The sequence below is a fragment of the Psychrobacter glacincola genome (genome assembly GCF_904846075.1).
GTDB classification, from domain to species: domain Bacteria; phylum Pseudomonadota; class Gammaproteobacteria; order Pseudomonadales; family Moraxellaceae; genus Psychrobacter; species Psychrobacter glacincola_C.
Window position 1 is genome coordinate 489,637 of sequence record NZ_CAJGZH010000001.1, and the last position, 17,319, is coordinate 506,955.

Genomic DNA, 17,319 nt, shown 5'->3' on the forward strand with positions numbered 1-17,319 from the left:
CAGCGTATGTGCTATTCGGCTCAGCCTTTATATGTTTATATAAAGACATAGAGGCTGCCTGAATAAATTTATGAACAGTTATATGGTCGATTACACCAATAATGGTGTAGATATTATTGACGTCACTTAGTTAGCATTCTGCACTAAGAGGCTGTCTTGTCAGCAGATTGGTAGGTATCGTACGGTTTATGCAGCAGTCACCTCATTTCCCACAGTCTCAGTCCGTATCTATGCCAGCTGTCGATTCTGCTGCCCAGCTGTCGAATTTACAGCAGACTTATACTGTGATTCCACGCGTCCGTCCTGATACGCCTTTGCTGGATAGCATTGCAGCGCCAGCTGATCTTAATACTCTGACAACCGCTCAACTTATCACCTTGGCTGATGAGCTGCGGCTATTTCTATTGTATTCAGCAGGTCAAAGCGGTGGGCATTTTGGTGCCAATTTGGGCGTGGTTGAATTGACCATTGCGCTGCATTACCTACTAGATACGCCGCAAGATCAAATCGTTTGGGACGTGGGTCATCAAGCCTATGCCCATAAAGTCTTGACGGGTCGCCGTGACCAGTTGGCGACGATTCGCTCGAAAGATGGTTTGACTGCCTTTCCTGAGCGTGCAGAATCCGTTTACGATACCTTTGGCGTTGGTCATTCATCGACGTCAATCTCAGCTGGTCTAGGCATGAGCTTAGCACTGCGTTATCAAGGTCGCGCGCAAACCGTTGCTTGTATCATTGGTGATGGTGCAATGACTGGTGGTATGGCGTTTGAAGCGATGAATGATGCGGTGCAACAAGATGCGGATTTATTGGTCATTTTGAATGACAATGACATGTCGATCTCTTGTTCTATCGGTGGTTTTTCACGGCATTTAGCGATGCTATGGGAGTCAGGGTATCAGGTTGATATCTCTGATGCAGGCGAGCCAGTGCTATGCCAGCGCCCTGATATGCAAGGCTTTGATCGCCGTAAGCGTCATAAAGAAATGCGCGATGTGCCGCAGTTAGAAGACAATTTATTTAAAGCGATTGGTTTTACCTACTTTGGTCCGTTTGATGGTCATAATATCCCTGAGCTACTGCGGGTATTGTCACTTGCCAAGCAGATAAAAGGGCCTGTTTTAGTCCATATTTATACCACCAAAGGCAAAGGTTTTGCCCCAGCTGAGTTAGATCCCGTCGGCTATCATGCTATCAGTAAGCTCCCTGTCGAAATCAAGAATGATACTCAGGCTATCGCCACAGAAAAATCACTGCCCAACACCAAACCTGCGTTAAAATACTCGCAAGTATTTGGGCAATTCTTATGTGACAAAGCAGCCGCAGACGATAAGCTGCTTGCCGTCACACCTGCTATGGAAGAAGGCTCGGGGATGATTGACTTTGCCCGTCAATTTCCAGAGCGTTTTTTTGATGTAGCCATCGCTGAGCAACATGCAGTCACACTGGCTGCTGGTATGGCAACCCAAGGCGTCAAACCGATTGTGGCGATTTATTCGACGTTTTTGCAACGTGGTTATGATCAGCTGATTCATGATGTGGCTTTGCAAAACCTTGATGTGATGTTTGCTATTGACCGAGCAGGTTTAGTCGGTGAAGACGGTGCAACGCATGCCGGTGTATTCGATTTTGCCTTTTTACGCTGCGTGCCCAATATGCTGATCGCCGCGCCAAAAGACGAAAACGAATGCTACCATTTGCTCAATACGTGCTATGAATACCAAGGCTGTACGGCAGTACGCTATCCGCGCGGTGTTGGTACTGGCGCAGTTATTGCATCGCCAGCACAGACTTATAACGTTGGCGAGGCAGTGGTAGAGTCGGTATTAGGTAGTGAGGATGCGCCTAAAAAGCTAGCGATACTCGTATTTGGTACCATGGTTGCGACGGCTCAGCAAGCGGCAGAAAGCTTAATTGACAATGATATAGCATCAGACTGTCAGATACATGTCATTAATATGCGCTGGGTAAAACCTTTAGACACGGCATTATTAGAAAAGTTATTAGAGCAAGGTATTACACACATTGCGACTTTGGAAGAGCACATGATTATGGGCGGCGCGGGCAGTGCGGTAAATGAGTATTTGCTTAACGAATCGCCAGCCTTTAAAGATAACCGTCCTGCCGTTATTAATATCGGCATTCCAGATCGCTTTGTCGCCCATGGCTCACAAGCAGAGCAAATGGTTGATTGTGGTTTAGATGTTAATGGTGTGGTAAAGCAGCTTGAAAAGCTTCTGTCGTAAGTTATACCTTTGAACGTTTTTAAAGTTTCTAGCTGTCATTTGGACAGAGTATTGGTTAAATAGATAAAAGCTCGATCGATAGAGCGAACGCCTACTTAGTCGTAGGTGCTGACTTTTTTACAACTTACGCAGTTTGTGATGACCACCAAAATTTGGGTTGGTTTGGCGAACGTCATGGTTTTTTTCGTTTTTTATCGAACAATTTTAGTATAATGCGATCATCGCTTTTAAATGGCGCATTTTTTTAATCGTATAAATACAGTGTGATGCAGCGGCTGATTGGCATGTTGTGGGCACAGAGTTCGTCTTATTTTTGACATTCATTCATCAAGCAAATAGGTTATTTATGGAACCCATGGTCGTCATCGCAGCACGTACTGCTGAAAAAGTTGGTAAAGAGATTTTATATGCGCATCAAAACCGCCATAAAATTGAGTTGGATATTGAGTCAAAAGGGCTTGATGGATTGGTTACGCGTATTGATCGCTTTAGCGAAGAGCTGACGATTGAAACCCTAAAAGCCAGCTATCCAAATCACTCGTACTTGGGTGAAGAGTTTGGTATGCAAGAAGGTCGCGGTGAAGATGCGGACTGGTGCTGGATTATTGATCCGCTAGATGGTACCAAAAACTTCGTCCATGGTGTGCCGCAGTTTTGTGTGTCTATCGCCGTACAGCATAAAGGCGTAACCCAACATGGCGTGATCTATGATCCTGTCCGTGATGAGATGTTCTCTGCTAGCCGTGGTAAAGGCGCGCGCTTGAACAATCGCCGCATGCAAGTAAGCGAGCGCAAAACGATTGATGGCGGTCTATTTACCACTGGTCATCCGCTTGAGCGTAAACGCAATGGCGAAATCATTTCTTATGCCAAGCAGCATTTTGAGAGCTTACAGAAAATCTCTGAAGCAGGCGGTCAAGTTCGTCGTTTAGGCTCTGCTGCGCTTGATTTATGTTATGTCGCTGCGGGTCGTTTTGACGGTTATTTTGAGATGTCAATTAAGCCTTGGGATATCGCGGCAGGTGAGCTTATCGTGACCGAAGCACGTGGCGTGGTAGTTGACCATACAGGTGCACACAACTCAATGACTTCAGGCTCTATTTTCGCCTGTAACATTAAGTTATTGAAGCCATTGATGCAAGTAGTTGTCCCAACGTGGGGTGACGCATTTTAAGCACCACTTAAGCATAATTATTAAGACAACTTAACACTAAAAAGCTGGTTCTATTATGGAGCCAGCTTTTTTGTTTTACCATTATTCTTATAGTCACCTTTATCTTCAACCGTAATGCCTTGGAACTTAAGCGCTTTACTGGTGGTTTCCAACAGTTGCAATTCTTCTTCAATAAGCGTCAGCATTTCTTGTACATGCGGCAGTGCTTTACTACAAGCCGTAATCCCAAATTCAATCTTATCTAGATAACTAGCAAGGGTGATATTCATTGCTTGACCATTGAAGACAATAGATGCAGGGTACAAAGATTGTAAACGTGCACCATTCCAATATAGCGGTTTTTCAGAACCAGGCACATTAGAGATAATCAGGTTAAACGCCTGCTTTTTGGGAAATAGACTGGTCGCTAAATTGATACCTTCCCAAGCATAGGCAATCACGCTGTAGTTAATCACTTGGGCTTGATTCATGCGTCGAAAGCGGCGTTTGCCGTTATTCATACTGCGATGAATCAGTTTGATTCGGCTCAAGGGATCATCTAAATGCGTGCCCAAATTGGCCAGTACAAAGGATAATTGATTGCCTGCCACACTGTCATCCGTACGTAGCGACATCGGTACAAAAGCAATGAGCGGCTTGCTAGGCAGCGCATCCATGGAGATGAGATAACGACGAATGGCACCCGCACATACCGCCAGCACCACATCATTTTTACTGATATTTAGTCGCTCAGCAATATCGTTAAAACGCTGAATATCATAAGACTGCGCGGCTATGCGCCGTGATGCTGAGATGCGTTTATTAAGCACACTCATCGGCGCATCAAAAGTACCGACATAGCTGTCATCACCATAATTTTTCAAATTATCCAGCAGTTCGGTAAATACAGGCTTAATGGTTGATATTTGCTCTTTAATGATGCGTAATGCGGAGCGCTCTTTGGGTAAAATCGCATCGACTTGATTGCGATGGCGTGCCATTAATGACCAAATCGGTAGCGTTACTGGCTCAGTGGGCGATTGCGATAATGATTTTTTGACAAGGCGCATGGCAGCAATGCCATCAACCAATGAATGGTGAATTTTGAAGTATAGGGCAAAACGCTCAGGGTCGCCTTCGTTTTCTGGTTGAATACCCTCAATCACATGACATTCCCACAATGGCATGGCACGATCCAACAGCCGACCATGTTCTCTTGAAACATACATCAACAACTCGCGAACCCGTGCAGGCTTTGGTAAGGCAATATGATGCAGATGATGCTCAACATCAAAATGCTTGTCCTTTTTCCAAAAAGCCAAATGCTCAAGCACTTGGTTAAAAGGAAAGGTAGGCGACACATCAGAATCTTGCATCTGTTTGACCAATTGGCAAACAAAACCGCTACCCGCATTCTCTGGTAATTCGAATAGGAATAAACCTCCAACATGCATGGGCTGTTTACGCGACTCAAGAAGTAAAAACAACTGGTCGACTGCTGTGAGAAGCCGCATAATAAATCCTTTTATGACGATAAGTTGAGTAAGAGTTACTTCTTTTATTATTATTTTATAGCTGACTTTTTATTAAATACTATCAATTTAATAATGGTCATTAAGTTTAAAAGCTATTGAAAAAAGTATCCTGTTTGCGGTGAGCTGGCAGTCGCCATTTTGCGCATTGGCATACGACCCGCCAAAAACGCCGCGCGCCCTGCCCAGATGGCATGCTTCATGGCATGGGCCATCATGACTGGGTTTTGCGCATTGGCAATCGCCGAATTCATCAGTACGCCATCACAGCCCAGCTCCATAGCCAGTGCTGCATCAGAAGCCGTGCCAACGCCTGCATCGACCAATACCGGTACTTTGGCATTCTCGATAATAAGACTGAGAGTGTGACGATTCAGTAAACCAAGACCTGAGCCAATCAAGCTACCAAGTGGCATAATTGCCACACAGCCCATACTCTCTAATTCTTGAGCGACGATAGGGTCGTCTGAGGTATAAACCATCACCTCAAAGCCATCATCAATCAATACTTTGGCAGCTTTTAGCGTTTCCATCACATTCGGATAGAGGGTTTTTTCATCGCCCAATACTTCAAGCTTAACCAGATTATGCCCGCCTAACAGCTCGCGAGCAAGCTTACAGGTACGAATGGCAGTCTCGGCATCGAAACAACCAGCAGTGTTGGGTAAAATGGTGTATTTATCGGGGGAAATCACATCAAGTAGATTGGGCTCACTGCTGTTTTGTCCAATATTGGTACGACGAATAGCAACGGTGACAATCTCTGCTGCCGACGCGCCAATGGCGGCGCCCGTTTCAGTCATATCCTTATACTTGCCCGTACCGACCAACAGGCGAGAAGAAAAAGTACGACTCCCGACCGTAAAAGTGTCTTGTAAAAGGGGCGTCGGATGAGTAGCAGTGCTTGTGTTCTCTGACATAACTGAAAATCCTAATGGCGAGTAAAACAAAATGCTATTATAACAAAATCATGCAATCTTACTTGCAGTCTTTTTTGGTTTAGCCAGTTAAGCATAATACGTTTGCTACGCTTTGCCACGAGTTTCTTTCTGAGTTTATCTTTATCTATCAGGTCGCTTTTATGATGCAACTGCCGTACAGTTTTGCGAAACGCCATCAAATTTTGGCCATACTTGCCATTGATCCTGAGCTGCCAGCGACTTTGGTGCTGACCAAAGCCACGCCATTATCAGCGATTAATGAGGCAGTGCGATTTTTACAGCAGCAAGGGGTACGCGGTGTGCCCACTTATGAAAGCATCAGCGCCGATGACTTTGAAAAGCGCATGAACGCCGCTTATGCAGGCAATACTGGTGAGTCACAGCATATTGCCGCTGGGCTCGAAGACCATCCTGATCTTGATAGTTTGGCAGATAGCGTCCCTGAAACTGAAGATCTGATGGATCAACAAGATGATGCGCCTATCATTCGTCTCATCAATGCATTGTTGTCCGAAGCGATACGTTTAAACGCCTCAGATATCCATATTGAAACCTTTGAAAAACGCTTGGTCGTTCGCTTTCGCGTTGACGGGGAATTAAAAGAAATCATTACGCCAAAACGCCAATTAGCGCCATTATTGGTATCGCGTATCAAAGTCATGGCCAAGCTCGATATTGCCGAAAAACGCGTGCCACAAGATGGACGTATCAGTTTGCGCTTGGCAGGTCGTGAGGTTGATGTGCGGGTATCGACATTGCCATCAAGCTTTGGTGAACGCGTGGTCATGCGTCTATTAGATAAGCAAGCAGGTCGCCTGAATATGACCTATCTTGGGCTGTCTGATAACGATTATAGCGAGCTTAAGCGCTTGATTCATCGCCCACACGGCATTATTTTGGTGACAGGACCGACAGGTTCAGGGAAAACCACGACGCTATATTCAGCACTGACCGATCTCAATGACCAAACCCGTAATATCTTGACCGCTGAAGATCCGATTGAGTTTCAGCTCGATGGTATTGGGCAAACGCAGGTTAATAATAAAGTCGATATGACTTTTGCCAAAAGTTTACGTGCGATGTTACGTCAAGATCCAGACGTGGTAATGGTTGGTGAGATTCGCGATTTAGAAACGGCAGAGATTGCCGTACAAGCGTCGCTTACTGGACATTTGGTGTTATCAACTTTACACACCAACACCGCCATTGGTGCCGTCACGCGTCTGCAAGATATGGGCGTTGAGCCATTTTTATTATCGTCATCGCTGATTGGTGTCGTCGCCCAGCGCTTGGTGCGTACGTTATGCCCGCATTGTCATGGCTGGCAAGTGGCTGATAGCGAACAGGCTAAATTATTTACTGAGATTGGTATTGTGCCAGTCTCAGAGAATGGTGCTGAAACTTTAACAACTACACCTATCAATCTACCCAGACCAGTTGGCTGCGATAAATGCAATCAATCAGGGTTTAAAGGACGGACGGCGATATATGAAGTGGTGCCCGTTGATGATACCTTGCGCCGTATGATTCATAGTAATACCGCCGAGTACGAGCTAGAGGAGTACGCACGTCAGCAGACACCGTCGATTCGTGCGGATGGGTTGCATAAAGTCATTGCAGGTCGTACGACGTTAGAGGAAGTGCTACGAGTGACGAAAGAGAGTGCCTTAGCTGATGACACGATACTTGTATAAAATGCCTAGAGTGCATTGGTGATTGTTTAATCTACCTCAGATAAAGGGTCTGCACAGCAGATAAAAGATAACTGGCTATGGTAGCCAGTTATTTGATGGTCATTCTTTAGTGCTTTGAATACTTTAGTGCTTTGAATACTTCAGTGCTTTTAATAATTTAACTTGTGAAATCGCTATTATTTTGCAGCGATACATTCAACTTCAACGCTGGCACCTGCCGCCAATTCAGCGACGCCAAAGGCTGAACGTACCGGATAAGGTTTGGCCAATTCCGCTTTATAGACTTTATTAAAATCGTCAAAGTCATCCATGTCTGTCAGCATCGCCATACATTTGACGATGTCTGATTTTTGATAGCCGTATTTTAACAAGGTTTCATCAATATTATCCAGTGCTTGCTTGGCTTCGGCTTTGACACCACCTTTGACCAATTTGCCATCTTTAAAACCAATTTGTCCAGACATGTATAGCGTATCGCCCACCCGTACTGCTTCTGAAAAAGGATAATTACCACCATCACCAAGAAATACAGGGCTAGACTTAGTCACACTTGCGGTATTTGCCATTGGCGCCGCATTCGCTGTCATAGCAAGGCCTAGTGAGCACGCGCCCACGAGCAACGCCTTAGTTAAATGGGCAGTCAATTTATGGGTAATCTTGGACATCGCTGTCTCCTTATTATAAGTTTTTTTCACAATTTTTTTAAATTCACTATACAAGTTTAACAAACATAATGTCTCATCACACTAGATGACACATTATGTCTTACTTATGCTTAACCAGTTATTGGTCGTTTTGCTCAGCTTCGACTTCTGTTTTAGATTCAGTGTCAGCTTCTAGCGGCTTTTCGCTACTTTTGCCTTGACGGCGGGCTTCTAATTCAGACTTAGGAATCCAAGCCCATGTCATCTCAACCACGATAGGGTCACGATCACTGTCAGACTCACGGTCATGAATGACGCACGGAATTACCATTTCGCCTTTTGGTGTATTTAGGATATCTAAGCGCTGCTCATCCGATAAAGACGCCACTGCTGCAATTTGACCTTTTTTAATCGGGCGATAAAAATTAACCGAGTATGATTTAATCAATAGTACGCGGTCAGAGGGTAGGTTTAAACCCAAAATAAAACCAGTCGCTGTTTCGGCAAGTAAGGTAATGGCGACCGCATGAATAGAGCCAATATGATTTTGCACCGCTTTGGTGTTGTTTAAGCTCACCACGACTTGGTTGGGTTCGACCGTTTCATAATAGACGCCCGTTGTGCCCACATATGGCACCACTTTACCAAAGGCTTTGGATAAGATGCTCGAGCGTGCGCTGGCAGGTAAGTATTTGGTAATAGATAACAGTTTGGTAAATTGATTGCTGATGGGCTTGAGCGTGCTGTTGGGTTTTTCGACGGGCGATCTTGTGCTGTCAGAGGTTTTGGCTGGCAATTTATTGGTTAGCTTGCTAGGGAGTTTTTTTAATAATCCTGACATACAAAATTCCTTAATGTAGATAGATTAAATGACGCTTTGAGTGTTATATATTTCATCATAGCAGCTGATAGGATGCCTATTGTGCAAGCTGCCATGCTCACTATGGTACATTAACCGCCGTCTGCCTACTATTATTAGCATGAACTGCTGCGCTTATAAAATAGGGCTAACGTCATGATATCCTAGATGCTAGGAATGCTATCGCTCAACGCAATATCGTATCACTTAGATGCTCTCATAAACAGTGCTGCTGGATGCCATAAAGACAGCCACGCTATAATGATGACATTTTAGTGTATCTGATTGATTATTTTTCTTATTTCCTTTTTCTATGCTGGATGAAGCTATGCCTGACACGTCAATTCATGTGCCGACCAATATCATTTATACAGGCGTTGCTGGTACGGGGAAAACCTATCGACTGTTACAAATTGCTAAGCGATATACCGACTATCTGCCGAGAGCCGATGAGGCAGATTTGTTGGGGCAGCTATTGCAAGAGCTTAGCTGGCGTGAAATCGTATGCTTGGTACTTTTGGATTTTCAATCTAAACACCAAGACTTGGTAAAAGTGCCTGAAATCGTCAATCATGCGTTTTTTGTCGCGAAAGCGGCGCAGAATGCACGCGAAAAAAACTTAAGCAATACGGCTTGGTCTGTCCTTCAAATGCATAGCCCTACCAATTCAAAAACTGTGACTTATAAAAACCGTGCCAGCCAAGCCTATTTTGATAAAGATGAGGGTGGTGCGTGGTATTTGTTGCCAGAAAGCTTTGAGTTATTAACAGAGCTATCGCAGCAACTTGCCGAATTTCAGCAAGCGCAGCGTGATAACAGTGTCAACCAAAGCCAAGCTAATCCAAATCAAGGTTTTAGCCAGCAGCGCTTTACCATGGTTAGCTTCCATCAAGCGTATGGCTATGAAGAGTTTGTCGAAGGCATTCGTCCTGTCATGGCAGCGTCTAATCATACAACAAGTAGCTTATCTCAAATGAATTACGCCATTCAAGATGGTGCATTTTTAAAACTGTGTCAAAGGGCAGCAAATGATCCAGAGCAGCGTTATGCCATCTTAATTGATGAGATCAATCGCGCCAACGTGTCACGAGTATTTGGCGAGCTACTCAGTCTAATTGAGCCAGACAAACGGGCTGGCATGGCAAACGCGATGACCGTTCATTTGGCCTATTCTGGACGGGCTTTTAGCATCCCTGCCAACATCGATATTTATGCCACGATGAACACCCAAGATCACTCTTTAGCACCACTTGATATGGCATTACGTCGGCGCTTTCGTTTTATTGAATGTCCACCGCAACCAGAATTATTACCGATGATTCATGTGCCCCAAAACTTAGAAACTGACAGTCCAGCAGCAACGATAGATTTGGCAAAGCTATTAACCGGTTTGAATAATCGCATCACGCAAACAGTGGGAATGGAAGCGCAATTGGGTCATGCTTTTTTATGGTCAGTGATGGATCTTGGACAATTGCAAGCGGTGTTGGTCGAACAAATCATTCCGCAGTTAATGCAAGCGACGGGTGGGCAAGAGGGTACTTTGCAATATATCTTTAGAGATGAGCAGCAGCCACTGCGAGCGCAGTTTATTCATGATAGTCATGCATTCATTAATGACAGTGTGAATGACCAAGTGAATGCTAGTAGTCAAAATCCGCTGTTTACTGGTCAAAGCGCATTTTTCGGTCAGTCTATGAGCACATCTGGCTATAAGATAAATACCGACCTCGTTGCGGGGGTAGGCGATTTTGCCAAACCTACTGTCTATCAACGTTTATATCCATAAAGGTGCTCAGCGTTGATAAATAAAAGCTTTAGTCATAAAGTCATACCCAATAATATTGACAGTACCGACGTTAATGCGCGTGATACCAATATCATCACGGTGTTTGAGCATCAGCGTTTAACAGCGCATGACTTCTTACGGGTATCTGATTTCCATTGGTTGATGGCGCAAGAGTTTGCGGTCTTTAGCATTAAGCGCAGACAGGGACAATGGCAGTTAAAAGTCGGACATTATATAGGGGTTATTTTACTGCCTAGCGGCATGACGCTTGAGATTTTACCTAAACTTGCGGCAAAAACTTCTAGCGATCAAGTCGCGCAGCAATCATACCTTTCACAGAATACCAGTCATCGCCCCGATATCAGTCTAACTCGCCAATGGGTGCAGGGCATGCTATCGGATTTGACCAATAGCAGTCATGTCAAAAACAAGCTACCCAATACAAAAAATCTAGGTCAATTTAGCAGTCAATTGTCGCCGCTATCGATAGCTGTAATGCCATTGTCAGATTGGCTTATCACGCAGTTTTTGCAGCGGCTGGCTCATTATCGACCAAGCAAACACTATCAGACGCAGGTCGATAATCAAGCATCGCTACAAGGTCGACTGCTCATCAAAGAACAATTGCGCCACAACAGCATGCAGCCGCATAAGTTTGTCTGTGAGAGCAGTATACTGAGCCAAGACATGCTAGGTAATCGGCTGATTAAGAGCACGTTGGTTTTGATGACACCTTTATTTTTTCAATCAACGCTATCGAAAGCAGATGCGCCTAAATTTTTGCAGGTTTGGCAGCGAGTAGCGGCGTTGAGTTATCAAGAGCTGACACAGTTAGAGTCGATATACAAGCAAGCAAAGCGTCAGTTAGCCGCTCAACCGCTTCGAGCACCGCAATTACAAGCTGCTCAGCAGTTGTTAGATATGGCTTATTGGTTACTAAGGCAGTCCAATGTGGCAACAGGTAATGGTATTGCGCCAAATAAACCATTCAAGCAAAATCTGTCGTCTCCGCGTTTATGCTTGCTGATTGATATGAATCAAGCTTTTGAACAATGGGCAAGTATGCGCATTGCCTCGATGTTTCAGCAAGTGAGTCAACAATATCAGCCGTTATATCAAACGCAAAGTATCTGGCTAACGGATGCAGAAGGGCGCGCATGTCTGTCTATACGACCTGATTTGCTCATATATAAAACTGATGCTAATGATAATTGTCAAAATCAGAGTGGCACTGCGGTTATTAAAGCTAGAGAAAAAGGTCACTATAGCCATGTCATCGATATTAAATGGAAGTATTTATCGCAGACAGCCAGCATTAGTGCCAGCGATGCTTATCAACTGATGAGTTACGCTCAGGCCTATCAAGCAGGGCAGGTGTGGCTGGTTTATCCAGTACAAGATAATGAGCGGTTACCAGTTGCGCTCAGCCAACAAGTGCATGATTATAAAAAGACTGATGGCGCTAACGACCATGATAAGAGCCATAATATTGCTGGTGAAAAAGTGAGTCCTGCGCCATTGTGGCTCATACCGTTCAATGTTCTGACTGGTACGATAAACGGCAGCTTGCTTCCTGATTGGAATAGAGTATAATGAGCGCTGTCGATGAGTAAGTAGCACTTAGCATCGTGGAGAAAAGGATTTGTCATAGTGGTTTTTATGATAAATGAGCGTTTTTTAAGTAATTTAGCAGTTTTTTTAAATTAATTAAAAATAGGTGTTGACACCATCGGCTTTTCCCCTTAATATGTGCACCTCGATAGCAAGGAACGTTAACAAGTTAGTGGCATTGCCAACAACGAGTTAATCAACAAGCTATCGTGATAATAGAAATTTCGGAGTGTGGCGCAGTTTGGTAGCGCATCTGGTTTGGGACCAGAGGGTCGTAGGTTCGAATCCTATCACTCCGACCATCTATTTTTAAGAGCCTTACAGGCTTTTTTTTATGTATAATGGTTTAGTTTCTGATATATTTAAAACTTGCTTTAGTATATAAAAGTCCTCTAAGAGCGCCTGTAGCTCAGCTGGATAGAGCATCTCCCTTCTAAGGAGGTGGCCGCAGGTTCGAATCCTGCCAGGCGCACCATTTAGCCTGAAAATCTTGCCTCATCAGGCAATAGTTATGGCGGTTGTAGCTCAGTTGGTAGAGCCCCGGGTTGTGATCTCGGTTGTCGTGGGTTCGAGTCCCATCAGTCGCCCCATATTTTATTCTGCATTATCCTCTTCTTGTTCTACCTCATTATAAAAACCTTATTCTAAATAATAATACTTGCCATGTTTGGCTTTTTTTTGTGCCTGTATGATTGGTTTTAACCTATCTTACCCCCTGCGATTAAAATTTATAGACTCATCAGCCCTTTGATTGTCTATTGATTTACTGGCCTTTTGTCTCATTTATTTTTATTATAGGTTCTCTTTTGAGACACTCGCTATCTCTGTACGTGCCTTAAACCTGCTTTGTTATTCTTTAACCGCCTTTATATAGAATAGCAAAATATAGAATAACAAAGGCAACGCTTTTAGTGATGCATCATGATAAGGTCTTAAAGCCCGTTGATATATTAGGTCATCCATTAAGAAGTGATCCATTGAAGATGATACGAGTGTTAAGAAAACCAAAGGTCAGTTAAAAAATATATTGAATAGATTAAGTAAGCCTAAGACTGTAGTAGGGATGTGAGTGCTTGTCTGAGATGCGCTGCTATGGATCTTATATTATTGAGGAAGTGATTGATGGACGCATTGAGCGTATTGCTACAAAACGTGCATTTGTTTGAAACCAAGTATTATCGTTTGAATGGGACTGGTAATTGGTCTTATTCCATCACTAGACAAGATACGATTTTGTTTTATTTAGTGATGTCTGGGAGCTTTTGTATCGACGTCGGCAATGGTTTGCGACAGGCGCACGCAGGCGATATGATTATGATTCCCAGTGCTCATAAGCATGTGAGCTATGCCTTAGATCATAATGGTGACGATGCGCTACCGCTAGATGAGTTGCTGACTCATTGTAAGGAAAACACCCTTGATATCGATGGCAACGGTGATCCTAACTCGTCTTTGATATTGATTGAATGCAAGTATGATAAAGAAATGATACGTCCTTTGTTGTCTGTGCTGCCTGCGATTTTGCCTGAAATCAATGATGAGTCTGACGGTAGATTTGAGGTCATTGATGTCGAGATTAAGCTGCTGACCTTAGAAGCCGAGCGTGAGCGCATGGGCAAGACCGCGATCATCAATCATTGGGCAAGTATTATGATGATTGAATGTTTGCGGGTTTATATTGAAAGTTTGCCTGAGGCCACAGAAAATTGGCTAAAAGCCATGAAAGATCCGTTTTTGACCAAGGCGTTAGCAGCGATGCATCAAGCGCCCAATCAAAACTGGACCATTCATAAGCTGGCTGAAGTCGCAGGAATGTCACGCTCGAGCTTTGCGCAGCGCTTTAAAGATACAGTTGGTATGCCGCCGCTGACTTATCTAATTGATTATCGCTTGCGCTTGGCGGCCCGTTATCTACGCTTGCAGCAAAACAGTATTGGCCGTATCAGTGAGTTGGTTGGCTATGCGTCAGACTCGACCTTTAGTCAAGCATTCAAGCGCGTTTATGGGGTATCACCAAAAGCCTATCGCCAACAATATCAACAAGAAAACATCGCATAACGTATCGTTAATACACTATAAAAGCGTTAAGGTTGCCATTAGGCCCTTAACGCTTTTTTGTTTTCTCATGGTGAAGTATGAGACTTCTATGAAGATATTTCGTCTATGGTTGACAGGTGTTGATAGAGAGTATTTTGACGATGGACAGCTGACAATGTGCTTGTGTTCAGGTACTATGGAATAATGAGTCGTCTAGGCGCAAACGCTTGTTTTTAGCGTAAGATATGTCACTGTATGGTGGTCAGATCGTTTGTTCTAAATGATATTTATTTTTGCTGCTGATGGTATGTTATGACTGAACCGACCGCAAAGCCACGCGCAGGAGCCAATAGCCAACAAGGCTCAGCTGTGTCCGCTAAAAAACAAAGCGATATAAATCCAAGCAACGTCAAGCGTGGTCGAAAAGACAAGGCGGGTGCGACACTTGACAAAGCCATGTTATTGGCACTGTTTACGCTGCCAGATATTGAAGAGGCAGTTGTTAAAGAGGTCGTTAAAGGCGCAGCTGATGAGTTGTCTAATACCCCTAGCAGGGTGCAACAGCCTGCTGCTAGCGAGATGAATATTGCCGAGCAGCGTGTGGCACTGTATCGTACCCAGCATGAGCGTACGCGATTATTGTATATGGCATCCGCTGCCACGCGGCCTACTTATTTGGTACAAACGCTCAAATCACAATTCGCAGAACATCAGCAATACTTGCTGGCACAGCAGCTTGATAAACGTGGCTTGATGGATACCGATGGACTAGAGCGTCTTTGGCAGCAGCTGCATGTGGTCGATGACATCATCGCTGATATTGTCCGTCATATGCCAGCTCAGCAACCAGCAGGTTGGCAACTGACTACTCAGGATGGGCGAAATCCGCTATGCTTTGCCACCGTTGGCAAATTAAAGAACAGTAAGCCTATTCGTGATCAAGGCAGTCTAAATAGCTATGTGCTTGGGCACTTCGGCGTGAGTAGTTTTACCTATGACCGCGGCTATTATATTGGCCATGTCGTTGGCTACTTATTCAGCTGTTATTTTTGTGCCCATCTATCTATTAGCTATGGTGTTACGGCACTTGGTCCGCAGGTTATAGCTGATTACGATTACGCCAGTCTTGAGACGCCATACATGGTTAGACTGCTACAAGGGCTGGATGGCTACTGTAAAAAACGTATTTATCAATTGGCAGTTATCTGTGCGCGATTGAGTGTCTTTGCCAGTGACAAGCGTATCGAGAGAATGCTCATTGCTGAGGTCAACGACTTCGATAAAAAACTGCAGCAGCAGCACTTAGATGTTTTGTTATTGCAAGGTTTGATGCCAGACAGTAGCGATTCTACGCCGCTTTTTTAAGCCATTAAATCTCGATAGACCTCCTTTACAAGTCCTTGTTTATTACTTTTTCTTGTTGACCACTTTAGGATATTCGCTGCTATGCCCGCTTATCATTATAAAGCGTTAGATGACCATGGCAGTGTGCAAAAAGGCTTGCTCGAAGGCGATTCTGCGCGGCAAGTTCGCCAGCAGCTGCGTGATAAACAATGGACGCCCGTTGAAGTCAGTGCCGTCAATGACAGACAAAACCAGAATAAAAACCGCTATAAAAAACCGTCTGCTTACGAGTTGGCATTGCTGACCCGTCAATTATCGGTATTATTGGCAGCGGGTATTCCGTTAGAAGAAACGCTTGCTGCCGTTGCCAAACAATCACCAAAAACCCATATTAAATCTCTCATGCTTGCCGTGCGCTCGCATGTATTAGAAGGTTTGAGCTTGGCGCGAGCATTGCAGCAAGCCGCCAGTTTTCCACCACTATATATCGCGACCATTGCGGCAGGTGAAAAGTCAGGTCACTTGGATTTAATCTTGAACCAGTTGGCAGATTACACCGAAAACCGCTTTGCATTGCAAAAGAAAATCCAAGGCGCGATGGTTTATCCGATTGTGCTGATGGTGATGGCAGTCGGCGTGATTATGGGCTTGATGAGTTTTGTGGTGCCCAAAATTGTCAAAGTGTTTGAGCAATCTGAGCAAGCGCTACCGCTCATTACCCAAATTGTTCTTAGCCTATCTAACCTCATTACACAGTGGTGGTGGCTGATGCTGCTAGTATTGGCCGGAACGGCGTTTTTGTTTTATCGTTTCGCGCAGACGCAAGCGGGTAAGTTAGCGATAGACAGCATCGTGCTAAGATTACCGATATTGGCGCGGTTATCAAAAGGGCTGAATGCAGCACGTTTTGCCAGTACATTGGCGATATTGGTACGCTCAGGGGTGCCGTTGATTGAGGCATTGCATATTGGTGCGGCGGTGACGACCAATTTACACATTCAAAAAACTATTATCACTGCAGCTGATAGGGTGACGGAAGGCTCAAGTTTATCGAGTCAATTAGAAAAGTCCAGTTACTTTCCGCCGATGATGGTGCAAATGATTAAAAGTGGCGAAAACTCAGGCGAGCTTGAAAACATGCTCAGCCGTGCCGCCAATATGCAGGAAGCAGAAGCCACAAACTTTATCAGTACCTTATTGTCGCTACTTGAGCCGTTGATGCTAGTGCTGATGGGCGTGGTGGTGATGATTATCGTAATGGCAGTGATGCTGCCGATTGTCAATATGAATGATCTAGCAGGATAATGAGCACTCAAATCTTCTGAGCTTGTGTGCCTCCCGCTCACATTTTTATTGTAGCTATCTTACTAAATATTACGCTAGCTTTCTTAAGATTTGCTTACTGTTGTAGATTGTTGACTGAGCCAGGTTTTTACTAGGGTAAAGCCAGCCATCAAGCTATAGTAAGC

12 protein-coding genes and 3 tRNA genes are annotated in these 17,319 nt (G+C 44.4%); 11 read left to right on the forward strand and 4 right to left on the reverse strand.

Annotated features, from left to right (window positions below; genetic code table 11):
• Nucleotides 1-188: 188 nt before the first annotated feature.
• Together dxs and JMW85_RS02180 are read left to right on the forward strand one after the other, a co-directional pair.
• Complete coding sequence (gene dxs / locus JMW85_RS02175; RefSeq protein ID WP_201580823.1) at nucleotides 189-2,246, forward strand: 1-deoxy-D-xylulose-5-phosphate synthase; 2,058 nt, start codon at nucleotides 189-191, stop codon at nucleotides 2,244-2,246.
• A gap of 346 nt (nucleotides 2,247-2,592) precedes the next feature.
• Nucleotides 2,593-3,420 carry an inositol monophosphatase family protein gene (locus JMW85_RS02180; RefSeq protein ID WP_045443417.1) on the forward strand — a complete coding sequence of 276 codons (828 nt, stop codon included), beginning with the start codon at nucleotides 2,593-2,595 and terminating at the stop codon, nucleotides 3,418-3,420.
• Nucleotides 3,421-3,473: 53 nt separating this feature from the next.
• On the opposite strand, the gene JMW85_RS02185 is transcribed toward JMW85_RS02180, so the two are convergent.
• Nucleotides 3,474-4,913, reverse strand: coding sequence for a WS/DGAT/MGAT family O-acyltransferase (locus JMW85_RS02185; protein ID WP_201580824.1), 1,440 nt, complete (start codon nucleotides 4,911-4,913; stop codon nucleotides 3,474-3,476).
• A 113-nt stretch (nucleotides 4,914-5,026) separates the two neighbouring features.
• Nucleotides 5,027-5,851, reverse strand: a complete 825-nt coding sequence (locus JMW85_RS02190) for a thiazole synthase (protein WP_201580825.1) — start codon at nucleotides 5,849-5,851, stop codon at nucleotides 5,027-5,029.
• A gap of 161 nt (nucleotides 5,852-6,012) precedes the next feature.
• Between JMW85_RS02190 and gspE the strand changes: the two genes are divergently transcribed.
• Nucleotides 6,013-7,566 carry a type II secretion system ATPase GspE gene (gspE, locus tag JMW85_RS02195; protein WP_193011286.1) on the forward strand — a complete coding sequence of 518 codons (1,554 nt, stop codon included), beginning with the start codon at nucleotides 6,013-6,015 and terminating at the stop codon, nucleotides 7,564-7,566.
• A 176-nt stretch (nucleotides 7,567-7,742) separates the two neighbouring features.
• On the opposite strand, the gene JMW85_RS02200 is transcribed toward gspE, so the two are convergent.
• A complete protein-coding gene (locus JMW85_RS02200; protein WP_201580826.1) occupies nucleotides 7,743-8,231 on the reverse strand; it encodes a RidA family protein in 489 nt (162 codons plus the stop codon).
• A 118-nt stretch (nucleotides 8,232-8,349) separates the two neighbouring features.
• Nucleotides 8,350-9,051, reverse strand: a complete 702-nt coding sequence (locus JMW85_RS02205; RefSeq protein ID WP_201580827.1) for a DUF4442 domain-containing protein — start codon at nucleotides 9,049-9,051, stop codon at nucleotides 8,350-8,352.
• Nucleotides 9,052-9,397: 346 nt separating this feature from the next.
• Here JMW85_RS02205 and JMW85_RS02210 point away from each other — a divergent pair, with 346 nt between their 5' ends.
• The 8 genes from JMW85_RS02210 to gspF all read left to right on the forward strand — a co-directional run bounded on the left by JMW85_RS02210 (nucleotide 9,398) and on the right by gspF (nucleotide 17,155).
• Nucleotides 9,398-10,858: an McrB family protein gene (locus JMW85_RS02210; RefSeq protein ID WP_201580828.1), complete on the forward strand. Its 1,461-nt coding sequence runs from the start codon at nucleotides 9,398-9,400 to the stop codon at nucleotides 10,856-10,858.
• A gap of 12 nt (nucleotides 10,859-10,870) precedes the next feature.
• Nucleotides 10,871-12,451, forward strand: coding sequence for an McrC family protein (locus tag JMW85_RS02215; protein WP_227681641.1), 1,581 nt, complete (start codon nucleotides 10,871-10,873; stop codon nucleotides 12,449-12,451).
• A gap of 243 nt (nucleotides 12,452-12,694) precedes the next feature.
• A tRNA-Pro gene (locus JMW85_RS02220) sits at nucleotides 12,695-12,771 on the forward strand.
• Nucleotides 12,772-12,867: 96 nt separating this feature from the next.
• Nucleotides 12,868-12,944: transfer RNA gene (locus tag JMW85_RS02225), tRNA-Arg, on the forward strand.
• 39 nt (nucleotides 12,945-12,983) lie between these two features.
• Nucleotides 12,984-13,059: transfer RNA gene (locus JMW85_RS02230), tRNA-His, on the forward strand.
• A gap of 532 nt (nucleotides 13,060-13,591) precedes the next feature.
• A complete protein-coding gene (locus tag JMW85_RS02235; RefSeq protein WP_045452534.1) occupies nucleotides 13,592-14,527 on the forward strand; it encodes an AraC family transcriptional regulator in 936 nt (311 codons plus the stop codon).
• A 291-nt stretch (nucleotides 14,528-14,818) separates the two neighbouring features.
• Nucleotides 14,819-15,871 (forward strand): hypothetical protein, encoded by a 1,053-nt coding sequence (locus tag JMW85_RS02240; protein WP_055123511.1) that lies wholly within the window; start codon nucleotides 14,819-14,821, stop codon nucleotides 15,869-15,871.
• An 81-nt stretch (nucleotides 15,872-15,952) separates the two neighbouring features.
• Nucleotides 15,953-17,155, forward strand: coding sequence for a type II secretion system inner membrane protein GspF (gene gspF, locus JMW85_RS02245; protein ID WP_109591221.1), 1,203 nt, complete (start codon nucleotides 15,953-15,955; stop codon nucleotides 17,153-17,155).
• The last annotated feature ends 164 nt before the right edge of the window (nucleotides 17,156-17,319 follow it).

What these genes read in the sequence shown, in the direction of transcription:
- dxs (WP_201580823.1), top strand. Translation starts at nt 189, where the DNA reads ATGCAGCAGTCACCTCATTTCCCACAGTCTCAGTCCGTATCTATGCCA.
- JMW85_RS02180 (WP_045443417.1), top strand. Translation starts at nt 2,593, where the DNA reads ATGGAACCCATGGTCGTCATCGCAGCACGTACTGCTGAAAAAGTTGGT.
- JMW85_RS02185 (WP_201580824.1), bottom strand. Translation starts at nt 4,913, where the DNA reads ATGCGGCTTCTCACAGCAGTCGACCAGTTGTTTTTACTTCTTGAGTCG.
- JMW85_RS02190 (WP_201580825.1), bottom strand. Translation starts at nt 5,851, where the DNA reads ATGTCAGAGAACACAAGCACTGCTACTCATCCGACGCCCCTTTTACAA.
- gspE (WP_193011286.1), top strand. Translation starts at nt 6,013, where the DNA reads ATGATGCAACTGCCGTACAGTTTTGCGAAACGCCATCAAATTTTGGCC.
- JMW85_RS02200 (WP_201580826.1), bottom strand. Translation starts at nt 8,231, where the DNA reads ATGTCCAAGATTACCCATAAATTGACTGCCCATTTAACTAAGGCGTTG.
- JMW85_RS02205 (WP_201580827.1), bottom strand. Translation starts at nt 9,051, where the DNA reads ATGTCAGGATTATTAAAAAAACTCCCTAGCAAGCTAACCAATAAATTG.
- JMW85_RS02210 (WP_201580828.1), top strand. Translation starts at nt 9,398, where the DNA reads ATGCCTGACACGTCAATTCATGTGCCGACCAATATCATTTATACAGGC.
- JMW85_RS02235 (WP_045452534.1), top strand. Translation starts at nt 13,592, where the DNA reads ATGGACGCATTGAGCGTATTGCTACAAAACGTGCATTTGTTTGAAACC.
- JMW85_RS02240 (WP_055123511.1), top strand. Translation starts at nt 14,819, where the DNA reads ATGACTGAACCGACCGCAAAGCCACGCGCAGGAGCCAATAGCCAACAA.
- gspF (WP_109591221.1), top strand. Translation starts at nt 15,953, where the DNA reads ATGCCCGCTTATCATTATAAAGCGTTAGATGACCATGGCAGTGTGCAA.